Consider the following 21,466-nt stretch of genomic DNA (forward strand, 5'->3'; position numbering starts at 1 on the left):
TTTAAGATTCGATTTCTTCGAAACTCTCTAGGTTGAACAGATCGTTCAGGACATCCACCATTTTATCCGAATCGCCACGCTTGCAAGCAGCTTTTAAGTGGATGATGGGTTGTTTGATGATTTTTTGGACTAAACCAGCCGTAATTTTCTCCAGCTTCTCCGTCTCTTCTTTCGTCAAACCTTTCATATGGCGGTTCATCTCCTCCTTGCGGATTTGCTCCAGCGCATTTTTCAATTTATGGATGGTAGGCGAAACCTCCATCTCTTTAGACCAATCATTAAAGCTCACAATACTCTCTTCGATGATGGTACGCACATCCGGAATGGAGGCTAAGCGAGTGGCCAAAGCCTCGTCTGCACGCTCCTTCAAGGTGTCGATGTTGTATAAAAGGACCCCATTAATTTTCTCGATACCATCCTCGATGCTGCGAGGCACAGAAAGGTCGATGAAGTATTTAAAGGATAATAATTGCAATTTCTTAATCTCTGCCTGTGTGATCATCGGGCTATCCGTGCGTACAGACGAGATAATGATGTCAGCAGCGGCGATTTCTTTCCACAAGTCAGCGATAGGAGCAACTCTGAAAAGTTCCTTTCCAGCGGCAATCTTCTCTGCTTTCTCGATCGTGCGGTTCATAATGGTGAACTCCGCAAAATCCTTTTCTTCCATATTCTTGCATACATCCAAACCGATTTCGCCTAATCCTAGGATTAAGACTTTCGGGTGAGGAAGTGCTTGAGAAAGTTCTTCCGCTAAGGCTACGGTCGCATAGGAAACAGAGGCCGCTCCATCACGGAACGAAGTTTCTTGGGCTACGCGCTTGTTAGAATAGAAGATGGTATGCATCAAACGGTGCAAATATGGACCAGCCATATTTAAATCCGCCGCTTGTTGGTAGGCTTTTTTGATTTGGTTCGGGATCTGTAAATCCCCCACTACTTTCGACTGCAAGCCGGTCGCTACTTCGAATAAATGGCGCAGAGAATCCTCTGTTTCGTCCATTTGCTTGAAATAACCTAGGTATTCGGCGGTGTTCGTTAAGCCTTTTTCGATTAAGAAAGCCTTGATTAAGTCGGTCGAGATATCGCGATCAGACGTATAGTAGAACTCCGTGCGGTTGCAGGTAGAGACAATTAATAATTCATTTAGCCCGAAAAGATCCTTACACTTCACATAAAACCCTTTGCTCTCGTCCTCGTTCAACGCTAACATCTCGCGAATGGCGAGCGGCGCAGTACGGTGTGAAAGGCTGACGGATTTAAAAGGTAAACTCATTTCTGTCTTAAGCGTGATTATTAATTCACAAAAGTACAATGCAAAAGTTTAAAATGTATCTGTCTTTGAAAGAAAATCGTAATTTAGATGAAGAAAAAATAGGAATCATATGCACTTCAAAAATAAGACAGTCTTTATCACCGGAGGATCTCGCGGAATTGGATTAGAGATTGCAAAAAAATTAGCTTCAGAGGGCGCAAACATCGTTATTGCGGCTAAAACGTCTGAGCCACATCCTAAATTACCAGGTACGATTCACACGGCAGCGGCTGAAATTGAGGCGGCTGGAGGAAAGGCTTTGGCCTGTATGGTAGACATTCGTGACGAAAATCAGGTTTTAGCGGCGGTTAAATTAGCTGTCGAGACCTTTGGAGGCATCGATATATTAATCAATAATGCGTCGGCGATTCAGCTGACCGGGACCTTGCATACGGAGATGAAGAAATACGATCTGATGAATCAGGTGAATACGCGCGGGACCTATTTGTGTGCTCAGGCTTGTTTGCCTTATTTATTGAAAGCGGAAAATCCTCAGGTATTGACTCTTTCTCCGCCCTTGAATGTGGAAGCGCGCTGGTTTGAGAATCACGTGGCGTATTCGATTGCCAAATTTGGGATGTCCCTTTGTACCCTCGGAATGGCGTCTGAATTTAAGGGGAAAGTGGCATTTAATTCACTTTGGCCTAAGACCATTATTGCGACTGCTGCCATCGAATTCGCGGTGGGCAATGCGTCGATGATGCAATTAGGACGCAAGGCAACTATTATGGCGGATGCGGCTGCAGCGATTTTACAGAAAGATGCGAAGACGGTCACAGGAAATTTCTATATCGACGAAGACGTGTTACGTGCAGAAGGAGTGACGGATTTCACGGAATACCGCGTCAATCCGAATACGCCAGAAAATCAATTGTTACCCGACTTTTTCATTTAATGGTAGAAAATTATACCCCGCCACTTTGGTTACCGGACGGGCATACACAAAGTATTTATCCCTCGGTTTTTCGGAAAGTGATTCTTTCGGAAACGCCACGTCGCGAACGAGTGACGACTCCCGATCAGGATTTCTTGGATATCGATTGGTATGGTGGCGAACTTTCAGAGCGTCCCTTATTAATTGTGTCCCATGGTTTAGAGGGATCAAGTGATCGCCAATATGTGACAGGCTTAATTCACAAATTGAAGGGAATGAACGCGCTGGCCTGGAATTACCGCAGTTGTTCAGGGGAGCCAAATAAGAATCTACGGTTTTACCACAGTGGGGCGACGGATGATTTGGACTTCATTATTAAACTAGCCATCGAACGAGGCGCGAAAGATATCTATCTGGCTGGATTTAGTTTAGGGGGCAACTTAACCTTAAAATGGTTAGGCGAACAAGGCAAAAATCCTCCTGAAATGATTCGAAAAGCTGTCGCATTTTCCGTACCTTTACACCTTTCATCGAGTAGCAAGCAATTAGCTAAGCGGGAAAACAGACTCTACACTCATCGATTTCTACAAACTCTCATTAAAAAAGTCAAGGAAAAGTCCGCGCGCTATCCTCAGGATATTACCGTGGAGATGATTGATTCGATTAAGAGTTTAGTGGATTTTGACGATGTGATCACAGGGCCTTTACACGGGTTTAAAGACGGGGAAGACTATTACGAAAAGAGTAGCTCCTTGTATTTTTTGGATCAGATTAACGTACCCACTTTAATCGTGAATGCAAAAAATGACCCATTTTTATCGGCGGAATGTATTCCGGAATCTTTTGTGAAGACCTTGGACTTTGTCCAATTAGACGCACAGGAGAAAGGAGGGCATTGTGGTTTTTATCCGAAGAATTACCAGGGTTATACTTGGTCGGAAAATCGCGCCGAACATTGGTTTAAGAAAAGCGTTTAGAAAATAATAACATGCCTACAGCTCAAGCAGAACCTTTAAAAATTGTCATTGATTTCGATAGCACGTTCACGAAAGTGGAGGGACTCGATGAATTAGCGAGAATCGCGCTTCAGGGAAATCCGAAGCAAGCAGAAATCGTGGGAAAGATCAAGGATATCACCGACCAAGGAATGGTAGGGGCCTATTCTTTCGCCGATTCCTTACGCGATCGCGTCGCTTTATTGCCGGCAAATCGCTCGCACGTGGATCAATTGATCGTCTTTTTGAAAGGTAAAATCTCGGAGTCATTTAAGCGCAACAAGGATTTTCTAGAAGAAAATGCCGCACAAATCTTAATCGTTTCCTCTGGTTTCAAAGACTTTATCGTTCCCGTAGTGAACGAAATGGGCATTCCAGCGGAGAACGTTTATGCGAATACCTTCACCTATGATGCGGAAGGAAATATCACCGGATACGATGCGGACAATTTATTGTCTCAGGATAAAGGTAAAGTACGCTTGTTGCAATCATTGCAATTAGAAGGCGAGGTTTACGTGATCGGTGATGGTATCACGGACTACGAATTACGTGAGTCAGGTTTAGCAAATAAATTCTTTGCGTTCACGGAGAATGTTTCGCGCAAGGCGGTGACGGATAAAGCGGATTATGTAGTTCCGTCTCTAGATGAGTTCTTGTACATCAACGGTTTAAGCCGCGCACAATCGTATCCTAAATCAAGAATTAAAGTTCTTTTATTAGAAAACGTGCATCCGGGTGCTGTGAATGCATTCAAGAAAGAAGGTTTCCAAGTGGAACTTTTGAAAGGCGCTTTGGATGAGGATGAATTGATCGAAAAAATCAAGGATGTGTCCATCATCGGTTTGCGTTCGAAGACGAATTTGACGAAAAAAGTATTAGAACACCCGAATGCGTCTCGTTTGATGTGTGTGGGTGCTTTCTGTATCGGTACAAACCAAATCGATTTAGTGGAATGTGAGAAGCGCGGTATTGCGGTGTTTAATGCGCCGTATTCGAATACGCGTTCGGTCGTGGAATTGTCGATTGGTTTGATGGTGATGTTGACGCGTAATATCTTCGAGAAATCGACGAAAATGCACGCGGGTGTTTGGGATAAATCAGCGACGAATTCGTACGAGATTAGAGGTAAGAAAATTGGTTTAGTAGGATATGGAAGTATCGGTACGCAGATTTCCGTGATTGCGGAGGCGCTGGGTATGGAGGTGTATTTCTATGATTCGGTAGATAAATTAGCTTTAGGTAATGCCAAAAAATGCAGCAGCCTGAAGGAGTTATTATCGCAAGTGGATTTTGTGAGTTTGCACGTGGATGGTCGTAAGTCAAACACGAACATCATCGGCAAGGAGCAATTCTCTTGGATGAAAGATAATGTCATCTTCTTGAACTTATCGCGTGGTCACGTGGTCGAAATTTCGGCTTTAGTGGAGGCGATCAAGTCCGGTAAAGTGTGGGGCGCGGCGATTGACGTATTCCCGCATGAGCCGAAGACGAATGACGAGGAGTTTATGAGTGAATTACGCGGATTGCCTAACGTGATTTTGACGCCGCACATCGGTGGAAGCACGGAGGAAGCGCAGCAAAATATTGGTGAATTCGTGCCAGCGAAGTTGTTGCAATTTATGAACAATGGTAGCACGTATGGTTCGGTGAACTTCCCTGAATTGCAATTGCCACCGTTAGAGGATGCACACCGTTTGTTACACATCCATCACAATGTGCCGGGGATTTTGGCCCAAATCAACCAAATCTTCGCGAAATACCACGTGAATATCATCGGTCAATACTTAAAGACCACAGAGAATACGGGTTATGTGATTACGGATGTGGCCAAAGAATACTCAGATGAAATCGTGAGCGAATTGAAGCTGATCGATAACACCATTAAGTTTAGAATGTTATATTAATATGAGCACCTTTTTTACCCCTGGCCCTGCGGCCTTATTTCCTACGGTTCAGTCCCATTATATGGAGGCTTTTCGATTAAACCTCGGTTCGATTTCCCATCGTTCCGCGGCTTTCCGTAAGATCTACCAGCACGCAGATGAGCAATTGCGCGAGTTATTCGCCTTGCCTAAGAGCCACGCGGTCCTTTTTACGGGATCTGCGACGGAGGTGTGGGAGCGTATCATCATGAATACAGTGGAACACGAGAGTTTTCACTTAGTGAATGGCTCGTTCTCGAAGAAGTTTTTCGATTTCGCTAAGGACTTGCACAAGTATGCGAATTCGATGCACAAACCTTTTGGCGAGGGTTTCGATGCTTCAGAAGTGGAAGTGCCGGAATATGCGGAATTGATTTGCTGCACGGCGAACGAGACGAGTTCGGGTGTTCAGATGAAGGCTTCGGAGATCCATAAGATCAAAAAAGCAAATAAGAACAAGTTTGTGGCGGTGGATATGGTTTCCTCGGCGCCTTACCCGAATCTAGATTTTAGCTTAGTAGACTCAGCCTTTTTTAGTGTCCAAAAATCATTCGGAATGCCCGCCGGTCTAGGTGTTTGGTTTGCGAATGAGGCGATGCTGGAGAAGTCAGAACGAATGAAGAAGCACGAAGGAATCGTGGGGACGTATCACTCGTTGCCAAGCCTTTGGGAAAATTATAAGAATTTTGAAACGCCAGAAACACCGAACGTGATGGCGATTTATGTGTTAGGTAAAGTGGCGGAGGATTTTAACCGAATCGGCGTGGAGACTATGCGCAAGGAGACGGATAAAAAAGCGAAAGCTTTATATGATTTTGCGAAGAAATCGGATAACTTCGAAATATTCGTGGAGAATGAAAATCACCGCTCGGCGACTGTTGTGGTGTTAAACTGCAAGGAGGGTTCGTCTAAAGTGATTAACACGATTAAGGAGAGAAGCGATATGATTATAGGGGCTGGATACGGCAAATTGAAAGAAACCCAAATCCGCATCGCGAATTTCCCAGCAGTAAATATGGACCAAGTTCAGGCTTTAATAACTGAATTAGGTTCACTTTAATAATAAACCTAGGACTATGAAAAATGGAACACCCATTCGGTGGGGTATATTGGCGTGCGGCGGTATAGCCCGCAAATTTGCAGACGATTTAGCCTTTGTTAAAGACGGTTATTTAGCGGCTGTTTCCTCTAGAGATATTTCCCGGGCAGAAGAATTTGCGTCTCATTATGGACCCGATGTGAAATGTTTTGGTTCGTATGAAGCGATGCTTGCAAGCGGCGAAATCGATGTGGTGTACATCGCCTCTCCGCACGGATTGCACCATGAGCACACGCTTTTGTGTTTGAATGCGGGACTTCCTGTCTTGTGTGAAAAAGCCTTTGCGATCAATTCGAAGCAAGTGGCAGAAATGATTCAGACGGCGCGTGACAAGAAGATCTTCTTAATGGAGGCTTTGTGGACGCGTTTCCACCCCTCTATCGTGAAACTGCAAGAGATTCTAGCTTCGGGTGTGATCGGAGATATCGTTCACCTGGCAGCAGACTTTGGCTTTCACGCACCCTACGATGCGGAGGCGCGTTGGTTCAACCCAGCGTTGACCGGCGGATCTTTATTAGACATCGGTATTTACCCTTTATTTATCTCCAAATTCGTGTTAGGAGAGCCTTTGGAAATGAAGGCGACTGGCGTGATGGCGCCTAGCGGCGTGGATATGAATACGTCCATCGCCATGAAATATAGTTCAGGAGCAACGGCTACCTTGTTCTCCACGTTCGTCACGAAGACGGATACGACCTGTGAAATTCATGGTACGAAAGGTAAGATCCATATGCATTCGCGTTTTCACGAAACGAAAGGAATCACGGTAACCATTCACGAAACAGAGCAAGAGACGTTCTATGAAACGGAGCGCTTAGGCTGGGGTTATAGCTACGAAGCGGAGGCAGTGCAAGCGGATTTACTTGCGGGTCGCACGGAAAATGCCTTGATGACGCACGCCTTCAGTACGGAATTAATGGCTTTATTAGATGAAATTCGTTCTCAAATTGGTTTAAAATATCCTAATGAATAAGATCCTTCTTTTCCTGTTATTGTCTTTTAGCGTATGCGCACAGAATCGTTTCGAGAGAGAAATCGTGGCCTATGAAAAGCAAGATTCCATCGCATTGCCGGCAAAAGGGATGAAATTGTTCCTCGGTTCATCGAGTTTTCGATTGTGGAAAAGCTTCGATGCGGATACGAAAGGAATGAATGCCTTTAACCGCGGCTTTGGCGGAAGTACTTTAAAAGATGCCTTGTATTATTTCGATCGCATGGTCGTGAAATACCAGCCCTCTTGGGTGTTTATGTATGAAGGAGATAATGATTTAGCGATGGGCCAAAGTCCGGAGGAGATCGCCTCGCAATTTGAGGAGTTTTCAGCCCGTTTAGCGAAGCAGGTTCCGGGGGCAAAACTCGTTTTCGTATCAGCTCGTCCTAGTATAGCTCGGGAGGCGATGAAAGCCAAACAACAAGACTTGAATCAACGCATCGCTGCGATTGTTGCGAAGAAAAAGGGGCATTATGTCATCGATATGCACTCGCCTTTCTATAACGCGGACGGCACTTTAATGCAAGATATTTTCGTAGCGGATAAATTGCACCTGAATGAGAAGGGCTATGTCATTTTCGCCAAACAAATACAAAACTTCATTCAACAGCATGCCAAATAAAGATGTTTTAAAAGGTGATTGGTTACCGAATATCTCGGTGGACTGCGTCATTTTTGGGTTTCAAGAGAATCACCTGAAGGTGCTTTTGTTGAAATTTAGAAATAACGAGATTTGGTCGTTGCCGGGTGGTTTTATTGGAAAAGAAGAGGATGCGGATGAGGCCGCGAAACGAATTTTGTGGCAACGGACAGGTCTGGAGAATATCTATTTGCAGCAGTTTCATACTTTTGGCGATTTGAAAAGGAATATCGGGGCGATTGAAAAACATGAGGAGATTAATCTAGCCATGGGTCGTTCGAATGAAGATTTAAAATGGTTATCGCATCGCTACATTACCATTGGTTATTATGCTTTAGTGGAATATTCTAAAGTGAAAGTGACCTTAAATGATGTGTCAGATGATTCTTCTTGGATGGATGTGGATCAAATTCCGTCCTTGTTTTTAGATCACACCGAAATCGTAAAAACGGGATTAGCTCATTTGCGCAGTTCAATTGATACGAAATTAGCGGCGTTTAATCTGTTGCCAGAGACGTTTACGATGTCTGAGTTGCAACAAGTCTATGAGACGATTTTAGGTAAAGAATTAGTGCGAACGAATTTCCAGCGTAAGATGCTGAGTTTAGATATTCTGGAGCGAATTGAAAAGAAATATTCTGGTGGAGCGCACAAAGCCCCTTATTTATATCGTTTGGACAAGAAAAAAGCGGAGGCTTTTTTGACCTCCGCTTCTTAATTTTATTAGCCCATGTTATGGTAGACGTTCTGTACATCGTCGTCTTCTTCTAGACGCTCGATGAGTTTTTCGACGTCAGCTGCTTGCTCTTCGGTTAATTCTTTGGTCTCATCTGGGATTCGCTCGAAATCAGCTCCCATTAACTCGAACCCTTTTTCTTCTAAGAATTTTTGAATTCCGCCAAAAGCCGTAAACTCCCCATAGATATTAATCTGGTTTGTTTCCTCATCTAAGAAAACTTCATCCCCACCAAGGTCGATTAATTCGAATTCTAATTCTTCTAAATCGATTTCTGGTTTAGCCGCGATTTTGAAAACGGATTTACGGGTAAAGATGAAATCTAACATCCCAGTTGTTCCTAAACTTCCTCCGCATTTCGTGAAAGAAGAACGGATATTGGCTACCGTACGGTTGATATTATCGGTGGTTGTTTCGACTAAGATAGCGATACCGTGTTGTGCGTATCCTTCGTAAACGATCTCTTTGTAATCCTCTTGGTCTTTCGAAGTCGCGCGTTTGATAGCGCGTTCCACATTTTCCTTCGGCATGTTCACTGCCTTCGCGTTTTGGATGATCGCACGTAAACGGGAGTTAGACGATGGATCGCCACCACCTGCTTTCACTGCAATCACAATATCCTTACCAATTTTGGTAAAGGTTTTGGCCATTTGACCCCAACGTTTGAATTTTCTCGCTTTTCTAAATTCGAAGGCTCTTCCCATAGTTCATTAATTTGAATTGCAAAAATAAAACAAGCTGATGGAATTCCGCTATCCCATCTAAAAAAAATCCCCCTATAGTACCGCCTTCTTAGCTGATTATTTTGGCTAAATTGCAGAAATGAAAAAATACGTCTGGCTCTTTTTTGTCCTTTTTACCACATCGCTCTTTGCCCAAAAAAAGAACGAAAACTTCCAAATGCACATCAAAAAAAGCACAGGAGCCATCAAAATCGATGGAATCTTAGATGAGAACGCCTGGTTTCAATCTGCAGCAGTCAGTGATTTCATGATGTGCAATCCCTTCGATTCCTTGTGCGCCCAGGTGCGGACGGATGTGAAGATGACCTACGATGACAAATACATGTATATTTCCGCGGAATGTTTCTTAAAAGAACCCGGGGCTTTCGTGGTGGAGTCGATGAAGCGAGATTTTAGTTTTGGAGTCAATGATAATTTTTTAGTTTTCATCGACACGTTCGAAGATAAGACGACGGGTTTTGCGTTTGGCGCGAATGCGGCTGGGGCGCAATGGGATGGCCAAATGTCTGAGGGTGCTAAAGTGAACTTGAACTGGGATAATAAATGGGAATCAGCGACCACCTATAAGCGAGATTCGTGGATTTTCGAGGCGGCGATTCCGTTTAAGTCGATTCGTTACAAGGGGAATCTGAATCGCTGGGGTATTAATTTTTCTCGCTATGATTTGAAGGCCAAAGAAAAATCCGCCTGGGCCCCTGTCCCTCGGCAATTTCCTACGGCATCACTAGCCTACGCAGGTGTTTTAGTGTGGGATACGCCGCCACCCACACCTAAAAAGAATGTTTCCTTGATTCCCTATGTCTTATCAGGGGTGACGGCTAATTACGAAACGAAAGATCCAGCCTCGATGCGCAACCAAATAGGGGGTGATATTAAAGTGGCCATTAATTCAGGATTGAACTTGGATATGACCTTGAATCCAGATTTTTCCCAAGTGGATGTGGATAGGCAACAGACGAATCTGGATCGTTTTGAGCTCTTTTATCCAGAAAAACGCCAGTTTTTTATTGAGAACTCGGATTTATTTGATGGATTTGGGACGGATAATATTCGACCCTTTTTCTCCCGTAGAATCGGTTTAGCCTTGAATCCCAAGACGGGAATTTACGAGCAGACGCCCATCACGTACGGGGCTCGATTAAGTGGAAAGTTAAATCAGGATTGGAGGATTGGGGCTTTGAATGTTCAGTCAGAAAGAATTGATACAAAGGGTGTCCCTACCCAAAATTATTCCATGGTTGCCTTGCAACGCAAGTTATTCGCGCGCTCAAACTTTGGGGCCTATATGGTGAACAAACAATCCTTCATCGACACGGATCTACAGCGTTCGAATGGCTTTCAAACCTATAATCGGGACCTGGGCTTCGAGTATAATTTAGCTTCAGCAGATAATTTCTGGACGGGATCGCTCTTTTATGCGAACACGATTAGTCCGTTGCAAAAGGATCGCAGTTTTTCGCAAGCGGCTTCTTTGGCCTATAAAGACAACGACTGGGCATTTGGCTTCAAAGAATCTTGGGTAGGAGAGAATTATAATCCAGAAACAGGCTATGTTCCTCGCGTTAATTATATACAAACGCAGCTAGATGCAGCGAAGAATTTCTACCCTAAAAATAAGTCAACGAACGTGTTTTATACGACACTATCCGCGATGACGATGAGCTATTGGAATAACCAAGGCACTTTTACAGACAATACGACCTACGTTGCCTATGAGGGGACGATGAAGGATCGCTCCACTTTTGGGGCCTATTTGTCCTATGATTATGTGAAATTATTATATGATTTTGATGCGACCCGCATGGGCAATACGGCCTTGAAAAAAGGGACTGAGCACGATTGGTATGCGCTGAATGCGCGTTATGGTTCTTCGCCTATCAAGTTATTTACCTATACGTTATCGTCTCGTTTTGGGGGGTATTATGGCCAAGGTTGGCGCACCGGAATTACCGCAGATATTGGATATCGATTCCAGCCTTATGGTAGTTTCTCTGTTGCCGTGGATTATAATGACATTGTGGATGTGGCCATCCCAGGAACGGATGTGGCGGCAGCGCAGAAAGTGTCCTCTAACTTCTGGATCATTCGACCTAAAATAGATATCACTTTTTCAAACAAATTGTTCTTTGCTACGTTCTTTCAGTTGAACCAGCAAACAAAGAATATCAACTTAAACGCACGTTTGCAATGGCGTTACAAGCCTGCTTCGGATTTATTCTTAGTGTACACGGATAATTATTTTCCGGAGATCATGCAAATTCGTAACCGTGCATTGGTGTTGAAATTGAATTATTGGCTTAATTTGTAATCTAAATAAAAAACAACCTATGAAGAAGTTCTTATTACTATTGACTTGTTTAGTTTCTTTCAGTGTTTTAGCACAGAAAGCGGCTCCATCACCTGCTGCCGTGGCTACGGCAAAAGTAGGCAACACCGAAGTGATGATTAAGTATGCGCAACCTTCGGTGAAAGGCCGTTTGGTTTTTGGTACGAAAGAAGCGAAAGCTTTAGTTCCTTATGGTGAAGTTTGGAGAACAGGCGCGAACGAAGCGACTACAATCGAAATCTCCAATGACATCACGGTTCAAGGCAAGACCTTAGCTAAAGGAGTTTATTCTTTATTGTCTATCCCAGGCGAAACAGAGTGGACGATTATCTTTAACAAAGAGGCTAAAATGTGGGGTGCTTATACCTACAAGGAAGCAAATGATGTTTTACGTGTAAAGGCACGCGTAAGCGAGCACGCACACACGGAGCAATTCACGATCGGAATCACGGCTGCAGGCCAGGTGAGCTTAGATTGGGACAAAACTTCGGTTTCGTTTTACTTGAAATAAAATCAAGATCTTGATAAAAAAGCGGCTCAGGAATGGGCCGCTTTTTTTATTGCCAAAATTCGTTTGAAATCCACATTCCTTTGGCTATTTTTACTCGCAATTGACGATAAATAAAGAATATATGAAAAAGGTATTGATAGCGGAAGATAGCTCAGTAATCCAAAATCTAGCGAAGAAGATTTTAGAATTTCAAAACTTCGAAATCCACGCAGTGAAAAATGGACAACAAGTGTTAGATGAATTAGCGAAAGCTGAATTTGATATTATCTTACTTGATATCAATATGCCAGTAATGGACGGTATGGACTGTGCTCGTGCGGTTCGTGCGTTAGCAGACAAGAAAAAAGCAGCTATCCCGATGATTGCGATCACCGGAAATGCACGTAATTATTCGATGGATGACTTTAAAGCAGCTGGATTCAATGATTTCTTAGCGAAGCCATTGAACTTCGATTCCTTGGTCTCTCAGGTGAAAGCCTTAACGGAATAAAGCTATGTCCCCTTCTAAAGTGACGTTTTTAGGAACGGGAACTTCGCAGGGGATTCCGATGATCGCTTGTGACTGCGCTGTTTGTCAGTCCACGGATGAGCGAGATAAGCGGCTCCGAGTTTCGGTGCACATCGAGATAGGAGGGAAGAGCTTCATCATTGATACGGGTCCAGATTTTCGCCAGCAAGTGCTTAGGGCTGGAATTAAGCGATTGGATGCCGTTCTGTACACTCACGAACATAAAGATCACACGGCAGGGATGGATGATGTGCGAGGATTTAATTTCCATCAGCAATCTTCGATTCCTCTGTATGCCCGCGCTCAGGTTATTGAGCAGTTGAAGCGGGAGTTTGCCTATGCTTTTGGCGAAAATAAATACCCAGGCGTGCCGGAAATTGATGTCTATGAGATCGATGGCCAGCCCTTCACGGTCCAAGGGATCAACATTCAGCCCATCTTCGTGAAACACTTTTACTTAGATGTGTTGGGTTTTCGGTTTGGAAATTTTGCCTATGTGACGGATGCGAATTCCATCGCCCCAGAGGAGCAAAATAAACTACGTAATCTGGATGTGTTAGTCATCAATGCCTTACGTAAAACAACCCACGTTTCCCATTTTACGCTAGCAGAAGCCCTTGAATTAATCGCGGATTTAAAGCCGAAACAGGCGTATATTACCCATGTTAGTCACCAAATGGGTTTGCATGCCGAGGTACAAAAAGAATTACCCCCTAACGTTTCTTTGGCCTATGATGGGCTCGTTTTAAACTTATAAATATGGCATTCAAAGCTGTTTTGTTCGATATGGATGGCGTGATCGTAGATAACCTACCGTATCACGTGGAGGCTTGGTTGCTTTTTTGTGAGCACCACGGCATTCCCCTGACCAAAGAAGTATTTTACAAAGAGTTAAACGGGATGAATTCGAAGGACACCTTTGAATGGTTTTATAAAAAGGAAATGACTCGCGCGGAAGTGGAAGTGCTGGAAGAGGAGAAAGAATTACTTTACCGAGCGTTTTATGCGGAGCATAGAAAGCCAGCTGAAGGGCTTTTAGTCTTTTTAAATGAGCTGCGTTCCAGAGGAATTAAAACCGCGTTAGCTACTTCGGCAGGTCCGGGAAATATTGATTTTATTGTGGATGGTCTAGGTATTCGGGATCAGTTCGACGCGATCATTGGTGGTGCTGAAGTGATAAAAGGAAAGCCAGATCCAGAGATTTATAGTAAAGCGGCCGCGCTAGTGGGTGTCGCACCAGAAGATTGCTGGGTGATTGAAGATTCACTTCAAGGTATTGCGTCTGGGTTAGCAGCCGGCGCGCGCGTGGTAGGAATCACTACCTCTCATACGGCTCAGGAATTAGCCCATACCCAGGTGATTGCCCCTAATTTTATTGGTTTATACGATCAAATAGCTTCCCTATGAGAAATCTACTCTTCTTGTTCTTGTTTATCTGCACGGCCACTTTTGCCCAAAAAGGTCGCTATAAAATGGAGATGGTGCCGGGTAAAATGATCCAGGAATATACGCCTGAATACTTGGGCCTGAAACGTGATTTGCCAGCAGGCTATACCGAAAATATGCGGGCTATTTTAGCCCAGGCTGCTGCCATTAAATTAGACGCTTCATCCCAAACGAAGGCCGCAGCAAACATCGTTTTGACTTACGAAACAGTTCCGCCAGCGGATGTAAAAGCGGTTTTTGAGAAGGCGGCGGCCACTTGGTCTACGGTATTTTCTTCTGATGTGCCCATCAATGTCTATGTCAAATGGGCGTCACTTTCCGCTAATGTACTAGGTAGTGCAGGTGCTTCAGTGAATGTGCGAAACTTCGTGGGAGCGAATCGTTTGAATACGTTTTATCCGATTGCTTTGGCAGAAAAAATGGCTCACAAGAATTTGAATGGGACGAATGCAGATATCGTTGCTACTTTTAATTCTGATTTTACGGCTTGGTATATTGGTACGGATGGCGTTCCTACCATTAATCAAATTGACTTGTATTCCGTGGTGTTACATGAGATGGGTCATGGTTTAGGCTTTATTGGTCAGATGAGCGTGGATAATGGGGAGGCCGGTTATGGTTTTCCGGGAATTTTTGACCAAAACATGGTTAATGCTACAAACGTCGCATTAACGGACACGAATAGTTTTAAAAATCCATCTGTCGCCTTGTATACGCAGCTTACTTCCGGCAAAATTAATTTATCTACTCCGGCTGTTTTACGTGCGAATGGTAGCGCAGGTAAATTGTACACTCCATCCACGTATTCTGAGGGATCCAGTATTTACCACGTGGATCAGGTGAAATATAAAGTGGGTGATGAGAATGCTTTAATGACCCCCCAAATCGCCCGAGGTGAGATAACTCGGAGTATTGGGCCGATTGTGAGTTCGGCATTTAATGATTTTGGCTGGTATTCATCGAATTTAATTGGTGAGGAATACCCGGATACGGAGGATCAGGCGACGGATAAGGTCTTTTCGGTGCAGGTGTATTCGGATACACTTTGGGATGAATCTTCTTTAAAGCTGTATCTAGCTGTTAATTCCAATACGTTTAATGCGGTATCCGCTTTTGTAAAAACGGGTAACACCTATTCCTATACCTTGCCTAAAAGTGCAACGGCCAGAAACATCAAGTATTATTGGTATGCGCAGGAAAAGTCAGGGAAGAAATTTGTGACGCCGGCAGAGGCTCCTGTGATTTCTGGTACCTCCTTGGGAAGTTATTTTGAGTTTAATATCGCCCCAGATACGACGAAGCCGGTGGTCGTTTATGCGAATCCATTGAAGTATATTTTTACCTCTCAAACTTCGGTTACGCTTCCTACCTTACTGGCAGCGGATAACATCGGAATTGATACGGTCTATATGGAATATTCCATCAATGGGGGGGCTGCGATTCGGAAAGGATTTACAAAAGTGGCTGGATTGAGTTTTAGCTTTACGAATAGTTTTGATTTTGCTGCTGGTTTATTGAAAGCAGGGGATGTGATTAAGTACCGGATCATCGTAAAAGATAAGGCCAAAACCACCAATACAGTCACCCTACCCGCAACCGGAAACTACGAGTTCGTGGTGATAGGTTTGCAGGCCGTTGCGGCGAATTATCTGCAGAATTTTGACACAGCTCCTGCGACTGATTTTTATTTGAAAGGCTTTAGTTTTGCCCAGCCTTCCGGCTTTACATCAATGGGATTGCACAGTGCGCACCCGTATGCGGATGGGTCAGAGGAGTCCTATAATGGGGCTGGCGGATCAGATAAGTTCACTAATAGTGATGCAGTCTTGCTAAAACCTATCACGGTGCGCGCAGACACGGCTAAAATGTATTTTGAAGAGGTGGTGTTAGTGGAGCCGGGCGATGCAGGGGCGTCATTTTTAAATACGGATGGAACCGTGAATCGCAGTTTCTATGATTATGTAACGGTTCAGGCTTCGAATGATGCAGGTAAAAATTGGTATAACTTAATCAACGGTTGGGATTCTAATTTCTCTACTACTTGGTTGAATGCTTACAATACGGGCTTTGATTCAAAAGGCAATTCGACCGGGGTGGGTTCGTCTACTTTGGTCAAAAAACGTGAAATCGATATCCTTTCCTCCGGTAAATTCAAAGCCGGCGATCAATTAATCTTCCGCTTCCGTTTGCACGCTGACGTAGGGGCGCACGGCTGGGGCTGGGCGATAGATAATTTGAATATCCAAGGGTCGGTAGCTCCGCCGCCTCCACCCTTGGTCTTGGCTGCAGAACCTACCTCTTATTCGACTGAAATGCAAGTAACGCCTAATCCCACTTCGCGCTGGGTAAACTTACGTTTAGCTGTAGGTTCAGCTGATGAGAAGGTGGTGACTGGAATTTTGGGATCTCAGGGTCAATGGATTCAGCAAGAAAGTGTGCAAGTAAAGGGGGGAATGCTGGAGAAGCAGTTCGACATTTCTGCTTTGCCTGCTGGAACCTATTATGTACAAGTCATTACGAATAGAAATGTATATAATAAGCGAATTATTGTGGTTCGCTAAGGCCTAGCAAAGCTTTTTACTTATCTTTGCAGACTTAATCATTAAAATTAGCCCTATGTCTTGGTTTTCAAGAAAAGAAAAAGGAATTGTTACCCCCACTGCTTCTAAATTAGACGCCCCGGATGGTTTGTGGTACCAATGTCCTTCTTGCAAAAAAGCGATTCATACGCGCGAACACCGTCTGTTTGCCTACACTTGTTCAGGTTGTAATTACCACGAAAAAATCGGCTCACAAGACTATTTCGAATTGTTATTTGACAATTCCCTTTACACAGAATTAGATCCGATGATGGGTTCAGGTGACCCATTAGAGTTCACGGACACGAAAAAATACACCGATCGTATTAAAGCTACGGAATACAACACGGGCTTGAAAGATGCGGTTAGAACAGCTTACGGTGAGATTAATGGATTGCCTATCACTATTTCGGCGATGGACTTTAACTTCATCGGTGGATCGATGGGATCCGTGGTGGGAGAGAAGATCACCCGCGGTATGCGCCACTCCTTAGAGACAGGAAAGCCATTCTTAATGATTTCTCGCTCTGGTGGTGCCCGTATGATGGAGGCAGGTTTCTCTTTAATGCAGATGGCCAAAACCTCTTCCTTAATCGCCCTTCTCGCAGAAGCTAAGATTCCTTATATCTCCTTAATGACCAATCCGACTACGGGTGGTGTAACAGCTTCGTTCGCGATGCTAGGAGACTTCAATATCGCAGAGCCAGGGGCCTTAATCGGTTTCGCTGGCCCACGTGTGATTAAGGAAACCATCGGTAAGGATTTACCTAAAGGATTCCAAAGCGCCGAGTTCGTGGAAGAGCACGGCTTCTTAGACTTCATCGTAGATCGCAAAGATTTGAAAGATAAATTGAGTTCCTTATTAGGGATGTTGAAATAGAAAAAAGCCAGCGAAAAGCTGGCTTTTTTGTTTATGTTAAGCACAAAAAAAGCCCGCTATTTCTAGCGGGCTTTTTCATTGTATTCTATTGAAATTACTCAGCAGCAGCTGCTTCTGCTTTTGGTGCAGCTTTAGCGCGAGATTTCTTTTCTTTCTCTGGTGCTGGAATTACATCTTCCACACCGGCGAATACGCGTCCGCAATGCTCGCAAACTAAGATTTTCTTCTTGTCTTTGATGTCTGTTTGACGTTGTGGTGGAACAGAGCTGAAACAGCCGCCACACGCACCACGCTTCACTAAAACAACCGCTAAGCCGTTACGTGCGTTATCGCGTAATTTTGTGTATGATTTGAAAAGACGCTCGTCTACCGTTTTCACTGCTTTCTCACGATCTTTCAATGATTTTTGCTCATCTTCTTCGCTTTCAGCGATGATTACTTGCAACTCATTTTGTTTGATCTCTAAATCCTTCTTGCGCTCGAATAAATTCGATTCAACAGAAGCGATTTCGTCGTTTTTGTTCAAAACTTTGAAGTCGATTTCTTTGATACGCTTGTCAGCAATCTCCATTTCGATTCCTTGCAATTCAATTTCTTTAGAAATCGCATCGAATTCGCGGTTATTGCGCACATTCATTTGTTGTTCCTTGTACTTAATGATTAAGTTATCAGAATTTTTCTTTGCGATTCTATAGTTGCTGATTTGCTCTTCGAAATCAGCTACGTCTTGTTGAAATTTAGCCAAACGAGTCTCTAAACCCATGATCTCGTCTTCTAAATCACGAACTTCTTCGGGTAAATCACCACGAACTTTGCGGATAGAATCTAAGTTTGTATCAATTGTTTGAAGCTTTAAAAGGGCCTCTAACTTTTGGGCAATCGTTGTTTCGGTAACTGTAGCCATTATTCTAATTTATTTGAATTGTCTAACCTCTCTCGTTTTAAGCGAAACGTACCGGATTGGTATTGGTCTCACTTTTCAGAACGGCAAAATTACTAATTTTTTTTGATAAATAGTCATGTATCGCATCAATAATCATGACTTCTGACTCGTAATGTCCCACATCGATGATTAAACATTGATTTTCTGCGTCAAAAAATTCGTGGTACTTAATATCAGCCGTAATATAGGCGTCACAACCTTGTTTTACGGCCTCTTTTATGAGGAAACTTCCAGCTCCACCACAAACCGCCACTTTGGAAATGGGACCTGATGGTAAAGCCGTGTGTTTGAGGGTTTGTAGGCCTAAACGTTTTTTGGCAAAAGCAATAAACTCCTCAGGAGACAAGGGTTTTTCCAACGTACCCACATAGCCTGATCCTACTTCCTGCCACGAATTATCGAGCGAATGCATAGAATAGGCCACTTCTTCGTAGGGATGGGCAGCCTTGAGCGCGGTCAAAATCTGACTAGAAAGATGCGAAGGGAAAACCATTTCGACTTTTACCTCCTGAACTTCAGATAAGATGCCAGCAGATCCCGTATGCGGATTCGCCTCCGAGGAAGGCTGAAAGCGTCCTAAACCCTCCTGCGTGAAACTGCAAGATGAATATTCGCCAATATTCCCCGCCCCAGCCGTATGCAAAGCGTCACGCAAGACTTGCTCATGCGACGCTGGTACATAATACTGCAAGGCTTTCAAGGCATCGCGCATCGGTTTCATTACTTGTCCTGTGATGCCTAACTTCGAAGCTAGGTGATAACTAACCCCTTTAGGTGCGTGGTCTAAATTCGTATGGGATGCGTATAAGGCAATATGGTGTTGAATTGCTTTGATGACCGTTCGTTCCACATAGTTTGCGCCGGTGATTCGTTTTAACCCGGAGAAAACGATGGGATGGTGCGAAATAATTAAGTTGCACCCTTTTTTGATTGCCTCATCCACTACCTCCTCTGTGCAATCTAGGCTAATTAATACGCCTTTCACTTCTGCTGAGCTGTCGCCTACAAGAAGGCCTGCGTTATCATAGGATTCTTGCCAGGCCAAAGGTGCCCAAGCTTCCATCTGCTGACAAATTTCTCTTATTTGCATTTCACACGTTCGTTTTGCCTGCAATTTAGGAAATCTAATGGTATATTTAACCTTTCAAAAAACTCCAACCCTATGCGAATTAGACCAGCTGCGCTCATCATCGAAAATAATCACGTGCTTTTTTTGCGCTACGATTATCCGGGTGGCAGCAAATTCGCTTTGCCGGGAGGGAACGTCGATGCGGGCGAGACTTTTCCGGTTTGTATAGCACGCGAGTGTGAGGAGGAACTAGGTATCGAGGTAGAAGTGGGGGAATTAATTTCAGTGGGTCAAGTGCATGCGACGGCTGATTTCTCCGCTTGTACGCACTTGGTTTTTGAAGGAGATATCGTGGGAGGAATTCCGCAATTGCATCCGGATGAAACGACTGCAAATGATTTAGTTTGGGTGCCAGCAGATAAAATCGCTGAATTGAATATCTATCCCGCCCTGAATGACACGATTCTTGATTTCATCCATTCTGGAAAGAAGGGCCAATACGTAGGAACGCTTAAGCAGATTTGGCTTTAATCTGATTTCCTGCCAGCAAACCAATCAATCCCGCTAAAAGTCCATACCACACCGCTGGAATTTCAGACGGGCTGATAAAGTGAAAATAGCCCCAAAACACTAATCCCAAGACCATACTCAAGTGACTTCCCCAAGGTGTCGTGCGTTTCCACCACAGACCTGCATTCAGCGGAATAAAGAGGGAAACGAGGCTGAAGGCAGAGGCTTCGCCTACGAGTTCGAAGATGTTTTGGCGTTCAATAGCCATAATAATACAGGCCAAAGTCACTAAAACCACCGAAACTCGGATAAATAGCAACACCGTTTTATCAGATGGTTGGCGCATCAAGGGCTTCAAAATATTCTCCCCTAATACCGAAGCTGGCGCTAAAATCGCACCGGAAGTCGTACTTAATAAGGCTGAAAGTAGCGCCCCTAAAAACAAGACTTGCATCGCCCGGGGAGTGAATTTCATGACCAAGGTAGGGATCAATAAATCGTCTTCAGCAAGCAGCGAAGGGTATAATCGAACCGCGATAAAGGCAATCAACAAAGGTAAAAGCGCAATTGTCAAGTACATCGCGCCGGCAGCAATACTCGCTCTAGCGGCTATTTTTTCACTCTTCGCGGACATCACGCGTTGAAAAATATCTTGCTGTGGAATAGAACCAAAACCAATCGTAATCCAAGCCGCGCCATAAATCAACCAATCTTTCCAGGTGTTTTCATGCGGGATAGCTCGGAAGAAACCTTTGGGTTGCGAGTTGACGAGTTGGTTGAAATCCGGGACTTTGGCCCATAATAAATAGGCTAAAAATAACAGCCCCGCAATTAAGATAATGTTATGAAAAAAGTCGGTCACCGAGATCGACCACATTCCTCCTAAAAGGGTGTAGGCCATCACTAATAAGGCGCCTATGATGATGCCCATCTCGACAGAGATAGGCAATAAAAGGTGCATCGTGAGTCCTAAGGCCACTAATTGAGCAGAAATCCAGCCGAAATAGGACGGGATCATTATGAGCGCCGAAAGCTTCTCTGAAAAGGCGCCAAAACGCAAGCGGAAATAATCACTAAAGGTCAATACCGGCAGTGGATACAGTTTTCGCGCATAAATGGCACCCACTAAAAACAAGCCGACCGCCGCGCCAAAAGGTTCCTCAATAATCGCCAACACCCCGCCATGTACGAATTCCTTAGGCGCACCTAAAATCGTTTCAGACCCAAACCAGGTCGCGAAAGTCACCATTGTCGCCAAAGCAAAAGGCAACGAGCGCCCCGCTAACACAAAATCCTGCGTAGAATGCACCTTTTTGCTAGCCCACCAGCCCACGGCCAGGTTCAGTGCAAGGTAAAAAATGACAAAGCCTACGAGCATT

The 21,466-nt window shown here is 44.2% G+C and carries 20 protein-coding genes; 15 read left to right on the forward strand and 5 right to left on the reverse strand.

The window, feature by feature from the left end; translation table 11 throughout:
* Nucleotide 1: 1 nt before the first annotated feature.
* Nucleotides 2-1,276, reverse strand: coding sequence for a glutamyl-tRNA reductase (gene hemA / locus G9X63_RS02165; protein WP_130922843.1), 1,275 nt, complete (start codon nucleotides 1,274-1,276; stop codon nucleotides 2-4).
* A 109-nt stretch (nucleotides 1,277-1,385) separates the two neighbouring features.
* Between hemA and G9X63_RS02170 the strand changes: the two genes are divergently transcribed.
* Genes G9X63_RS02170 through G9X63_RS02200 form a run of 7 tightly spaced genes read left to right on the forward strand, consistent with a single transcriptional unit; the run spans nucleotide 1,386 to nucleotide 8,554 of the window.
* Complete coding sequence (locus tag G9X63_RS02170; protein WP_252623813.1) at nucleotides 1,386-2,210, forward strand: SDR family oxidoreductase; 825 nt, start codon at nucleotides 1,386-1,388, stop codon at nucleotides 2,208-2,210.
* Nucleotides 2,210-3,166 carry a YheT family hydrolase gene (locus G9X63_RS02175; RefSeq protein WP_252623816.1) on the forward strand — a complete coding sequence of 319 codons (957 nt, stop codon included), beginning with the start codon at nucleotides 2,210-2,212 and terminating at the stop codon, nucleotides 3,164-3,166. Before G9X63_RS02170 ends, G9X63_RS02175 begins: the two co-directional genes overlap by 1 nt.
* Nucleotides 3,167-3,177: 11 nt before the next feature.
* The gene (gene serA / locus G9X63_RS02180) at nucleotides 3,178-5,088 is read left to right on the forward strand and encodes a phosphoglycerate dehydrogenase (RefSeq protein WP_252623819.1); all 1,911 of its coding nucleotides are present in this window, start codon (nucleotides 3,178-3,180) and stop codon (nucleotides 5,086-5,088) included.
* Nucleotide 5,089: 1 nt separating this feature from the next.
* Nucleotides 5,090-6,166, forward strand: coding sequence for an aminotransferase class V-fold PLP-dependent enzyme (locus G9X63_RS02185; RefSeq protein WP_252623822.1), 1,077 nt, complete (start codon nucleotides 5,090-5,092; stop codon nucleotides 6,164-6,166).
* Between the two features lie 16 nt (nucleotides 6,167-6,182).
* Nucleotides 6,183-7,178: a Gfo/Idh/MocA family protein gene (locus G9X63_RS02190; protein WP_252623825.1), complete on the forward strand. Its 996-nt coding sequence runs from the start codon at nucleotides 6,183-6,185 to the stop codon at nucleotides 7,176-7,178.
* Entirely contained in the window at nucleotides 7,171-7,818 is a 648-nt protein-coding gene (locus G9X63_RS02195; RefSeq protein WP_130922848.1) for a GDSL-type esterase/lipase family protein, read from the forward strand. Before G9X63_RS02190 ends, G9X63_RS02195 begins: the two co-directional genes overlap by 8 nt.
* Nucleotides 7,808-8,554, forward strand: a complete 747-nt coding sequence (locus G9X63_RS02200) for an NUDIX hydrolase (protein WP_236633891.1) — start codon at nucleotides 7,808-7,810, stop codon at nucleotides 8,552-8,554. The genes G9X63_RS02195 and G9X63_RS02200 overlap by 11 nt, the downstream gene beginning before the upstream one ends.
* A 5-nt stretch (nucleotides 8,555-8,559) precedes the next feature.
* On the opposite strand, the gene G9X63_RS02205 is transcribed toward G9X63_RS02200, so the two are convergent.
* On the reverse strand, nucleotides 8,560-9,276 hold the full coding sequence (locus tag G9X63_RS02205; protein WP_130894982.1) for a YebC/PmpR family DNA-binding transcriptional regulator: 717 nt from the start codon (nucleotides 9,274-9,276) through the stop codon (nucleotides 8,560-8,562).
* A 118-nt stretch (nucleotides 9,277-9,394) separates the two neighbouring features.
* Between G9X63_RS02205 and G9X63_RS02210 the strand changes: the two genes are divergently transcribed.
* The 7 genes from G9X63_RS02210 to accD all read left to right on the forward strand — a co-directional run bounded on the left by G9X63_RS02210 (nucleotide 9,395) and on the right by accD (nucleotide 17,565).
* Complete coding sequence (locus G9X63_RS02210; RefSeq protein WP_252623828.1) at nucleotides 9,395-11,623, forward strand: DUF5916 domain-containing protein; 2,229 nt, start codon at nucleotides 9,395-9,397, stop codon at nucleotides 11,621-11,623.
* Nucleotides 11,624-11,642: 19 nt separating this feature from the next.
* Nucleotides 11,643-12,152 carry a DUF2911 domain-containing protein gene (locus G9X63_RS02215; RefSeq protein WP_130894984.1) on the forward strand — a complete coding sequence of 170 codons (510 nt, stop codon included), beginning with the start codon at nucleotides 11,643-11,645 and terminating at the stop codon, nucleotides 12,150-12,152.
* 121 nt (nucleotides 12,153-12,273) lie between these two features.
* On the forward strand, nucleotides 12,274-12,642 hold the full coding sequence (locus tag G9X63_RS02220) for a response regulator (protein ID WP_130894985.1): 369 nt from the start codon (nucleotides 12,274-12,276) through the stop codon (nucleotides 12,640-12,642).
* A gap of 4 nt (nucleotides 12,643-12,646) precedes the next feature.
* Complete coding sequence (locus G9X63_RS02225; protein WP_130894986.1) at nucleotides 12,647-13,417, forward strand: MBL fold metallo-hydrolase; 771 nt, start codon at nucleotides 12,647-12,649, stop codon at nucleotides 13,415-13,417.
* Between the two features lie 2 nt (nucleotides 13,418-13,419).
* Nucleotides 13,420-14,067 carry an HAD family hydrolase gene (locus G9X63_RS02230; RefSeq protein WP_130922852.1) on the forward strand — a complete coding sequence of 216 codons (648 nt, stop codon included), beginning with the start codon at nucleotides 13,420-13,422 and terminating at the stop codon, nucleotides 14,065-14,067.
* Entirely contained in the window at nucleotides 14,064-16,667 is a 2,604-nt protein-coding gene (locus G9X63_RS02235) for a T9SS type A sorting domain-containing protein (protein ID WP_252623831.1), read from the forward strand. The genes G9X63_RS02230 and G9X63_RS02235 overlap by 4 nt, the downstream gene beginning before the upstream one ends.
* Before the next feature lie 55 nt (nucleotides 16,668-16,722).
* Nucleotides 16,723-17,565 carry an acetyl-CoA carboxylase, carboxyltransferase subunit beta gene (gene accD / locus G9X63_RS02240; RefSeq protein ID WP_130894989.1) on the forward strand — a complete coding sequence of 281 codons (843 nt, stop codon included), beginning with the start codon at nucleotides 16,723-16,725 and terminating at the stop codon, nucleotides 17,563-17,565.
* Between the two features lie 94 nt (nucleotides 17,566-17,659).
* Here accD and G9X63_RS02245 read toward each other — a convergent pair whose 3' ends face one another.
* Together G9X63_RS02245 and G9X63_RS02250 are read right to left on the reverse strand one after the other, a co-directional pair.
* Nucleotides 17,660-18,469, reverse strand: coding sequence for a zinc ribbon domain-containing protein (locus tag G9X63_RS02245; RefSeq protein WP_130894991.1), 810 nt, complete (start codon nucleotides 18,467-18,469; stop codon nucleotides 17,660-17,662).
* 37 nt (nucleotides 18,470-18,506) lie between these two features.
* The gene (locus G9X63_RS02250) at nucleotides 18,507-19,598 is read right to left on the reverse strand and encodes a Nif3-like dinuclear metal center hexameric protein (protein ID WP_252623852.1); all 1,092 of its coding nucleotides are present in this window, start codon (nucleotides 19,596-19,598) and stop codon (nucleotides 18,507-18,509) included.
* Nucleotides 19,599-19,670: 72 nt separating this feature from the next.
* Between G9X63_RS02250 and G9X63_RS02255 the strand changes: the two genes are divergently transcribed.
* A complete protein-coding gene (locus tag G9X63_RS02255; RefSeq protein WP_130922855.1) occupies nucleotides 19,671-20,108 on the forward strand; it encodes an NUDIX domain-containing protein in 438 nt (145 codons plus the stop codon).
* Here G9X63_RS02255 and G9X63_RS02260 read toward each other — a convergent pair.
* The gene (locus tag G9X63_RS02260) at nucleotides 20,089-21,465 is read right to left on the reverse strand and encodes a high affinity choline transporter 1 (RefSeq protein WP_252623853.1); all 1,377 of its coding nucleotides are present in this window, start codon (nucleotides 21,463-21,465) and stop codon (nucleotides 20,089-20,091) included. The genes G9X63_RS02255 and G9X63_RS02260 overlap by 20 nt on opposite strands.
* Nucleotide 21,466 lies beyond the last annotated feature (1 nt).

The sequence above is a fragment of the Aquirufa antheringensis genome, assembly GCF_023921165.1.
In the GTDB taxonomy this organism is placed as follows: Bacteria; Bacteroidota; Bacteroidia; order Cytophagales; family Spirosomataceae; genus Aquirufa; species Aquirufa antheringensis.

Bases quoted from the DNA above. Each gene is read 5' to 3' on its own strand.
- hemA (WP_130922843.1), bottom strand. From the start codon at position 1,276: ATGAGTTTACCTTTTAAATCCGTCAGCCTTTCACACCGTACTGCGCCG.
- G9X63_RS02170 (WP_252623813.1), top strand. From the start codon at position 1,386: ATGCACTTCAAAAATAAGACAGTCTTTATCACCGGAGGATCTCGCGGA.
- G9X63_RS02175 (WP_252623816.1), top strand. From the start codon at position 2,210: ATGGTAGAAAATTATACCCCGCCACTTTGGTTACCGGACGGGCATACA.
- serA (WP_252623819.1), top strand. From the start codon at position 3,178: ATGCCTACAGCTCAAGCAGAACCTTTAAAAATTGTCATTGATTTCGAT.
- G9X63_RS02185 (WP_252623822.1), top strand. From the start codon at position 5,090: ATGAGCACCTTTTTTACCCCTGGCCCTGCGGCCTTATTTCCTACGGTT.
- G9X63_RS02190 (WP_252623825.1), top strand. From the start codon at position 6,183: ATGAAAAATGGAACACCCATTCGGTGGGGTATATTGGCGTGCGGCGGT.
- G9X63_RS02195 (WP_130922848.1), top strand. From the start codon at position 7,171: ATGAATAAGATCCTTCTTTTCCTGTTATTGTCTTTTAGCGTATGCGCA.
- G9X63_RS02200 (WP_236633891.1), top strand. From the start codon at position 7,808: ATGCCAAATAAAGATGTTTTAAAAGGTGATTGGTTACCGAATATCTCG.
- G9X63_RS02205 (WP_130894982.1), bottom strand. From the start codon at position 9,276: ATGGGAAGAGCCTTCGAATTTAGAAAAGCGAGAAAATTCAAACGTTGG.
- G9X63_RS02210 (WP_252623828.1), top strand. From the start codon at position 9,395: ATGAAAAAATACGTCTGGCTCTTTTTTGTCCTTTTTACCACATCGCTC.
- G9X63_RS02215 (WP_130894984.1), top strand. From the start codon at position 11,643: ATGAAGAAGTTCTTATTACTATTGACTTGTTTAGTTTCTTTCAGTGTT.
- G9X63_RS02220 (WP_130894985.1), top strand. From the start codon at position 12,274: ATGAAAAAGGTATTGATAGCGGAAGATAGCTCAGTAATCCAAAATCTA.
- G9X63_RS02225 (WP_130894986.1), top strand. From the start codon at position 12,647: ATGTCCCCTTCTAAAGTGACGTTTTTAGGAACGGGAACTTCGCAGGGG.
- G9X63_RS02230 (WP_130922852.1), top strand. From the start codon at position 13,420: ATGGCATTCAAAGCTGTTTTGTTCGATATGGATGGCGTGATCGTAGAT.
- G9X63_RS02235 (WP_252623831.1), top strand. From the start codon at position 14,064: ATGAGAAATCTACTCTTCTTGTTCTTGTTTATCTGCACGGCCACTTTT.
- accD (WP_130894989.1), top strand. From the start codon at position 16,723: ATGTCTTGGTTTTCAAGAAAAGAAAAAGGAATTGTTACCCCCACTGCT.
- G9X63_RS02245 (WP_130894991.1), bottom strand. From the start codon at position 18,469: ATGGCTACAGTTACCGAAACAACGATTGCCCAAAAGTTAGAGGCCCTT.
- G9X63_RS02250 (WP_252623852.1), bottom strand. From the start codon at position 19,598: ATGCAAATAAGAGAAATTTGTCAGCAGATGGAAGCTTGGGCACCTTTG.
- G9X63_RS02255 (WP_130922855.1), top strand. From the start codon at position 19,671: ATGCGAATTAGACCAGCTGCGCTCATCATCGAAAATAATCACGTGCTT.
- G9X63_RS02260 (WP_252623853.1), bottom strand. From the start codon at position 21,465: ATGCTCGTAGGCTTTGTCATTTTTTACCTTGCACTGAACCTGGCCGTG.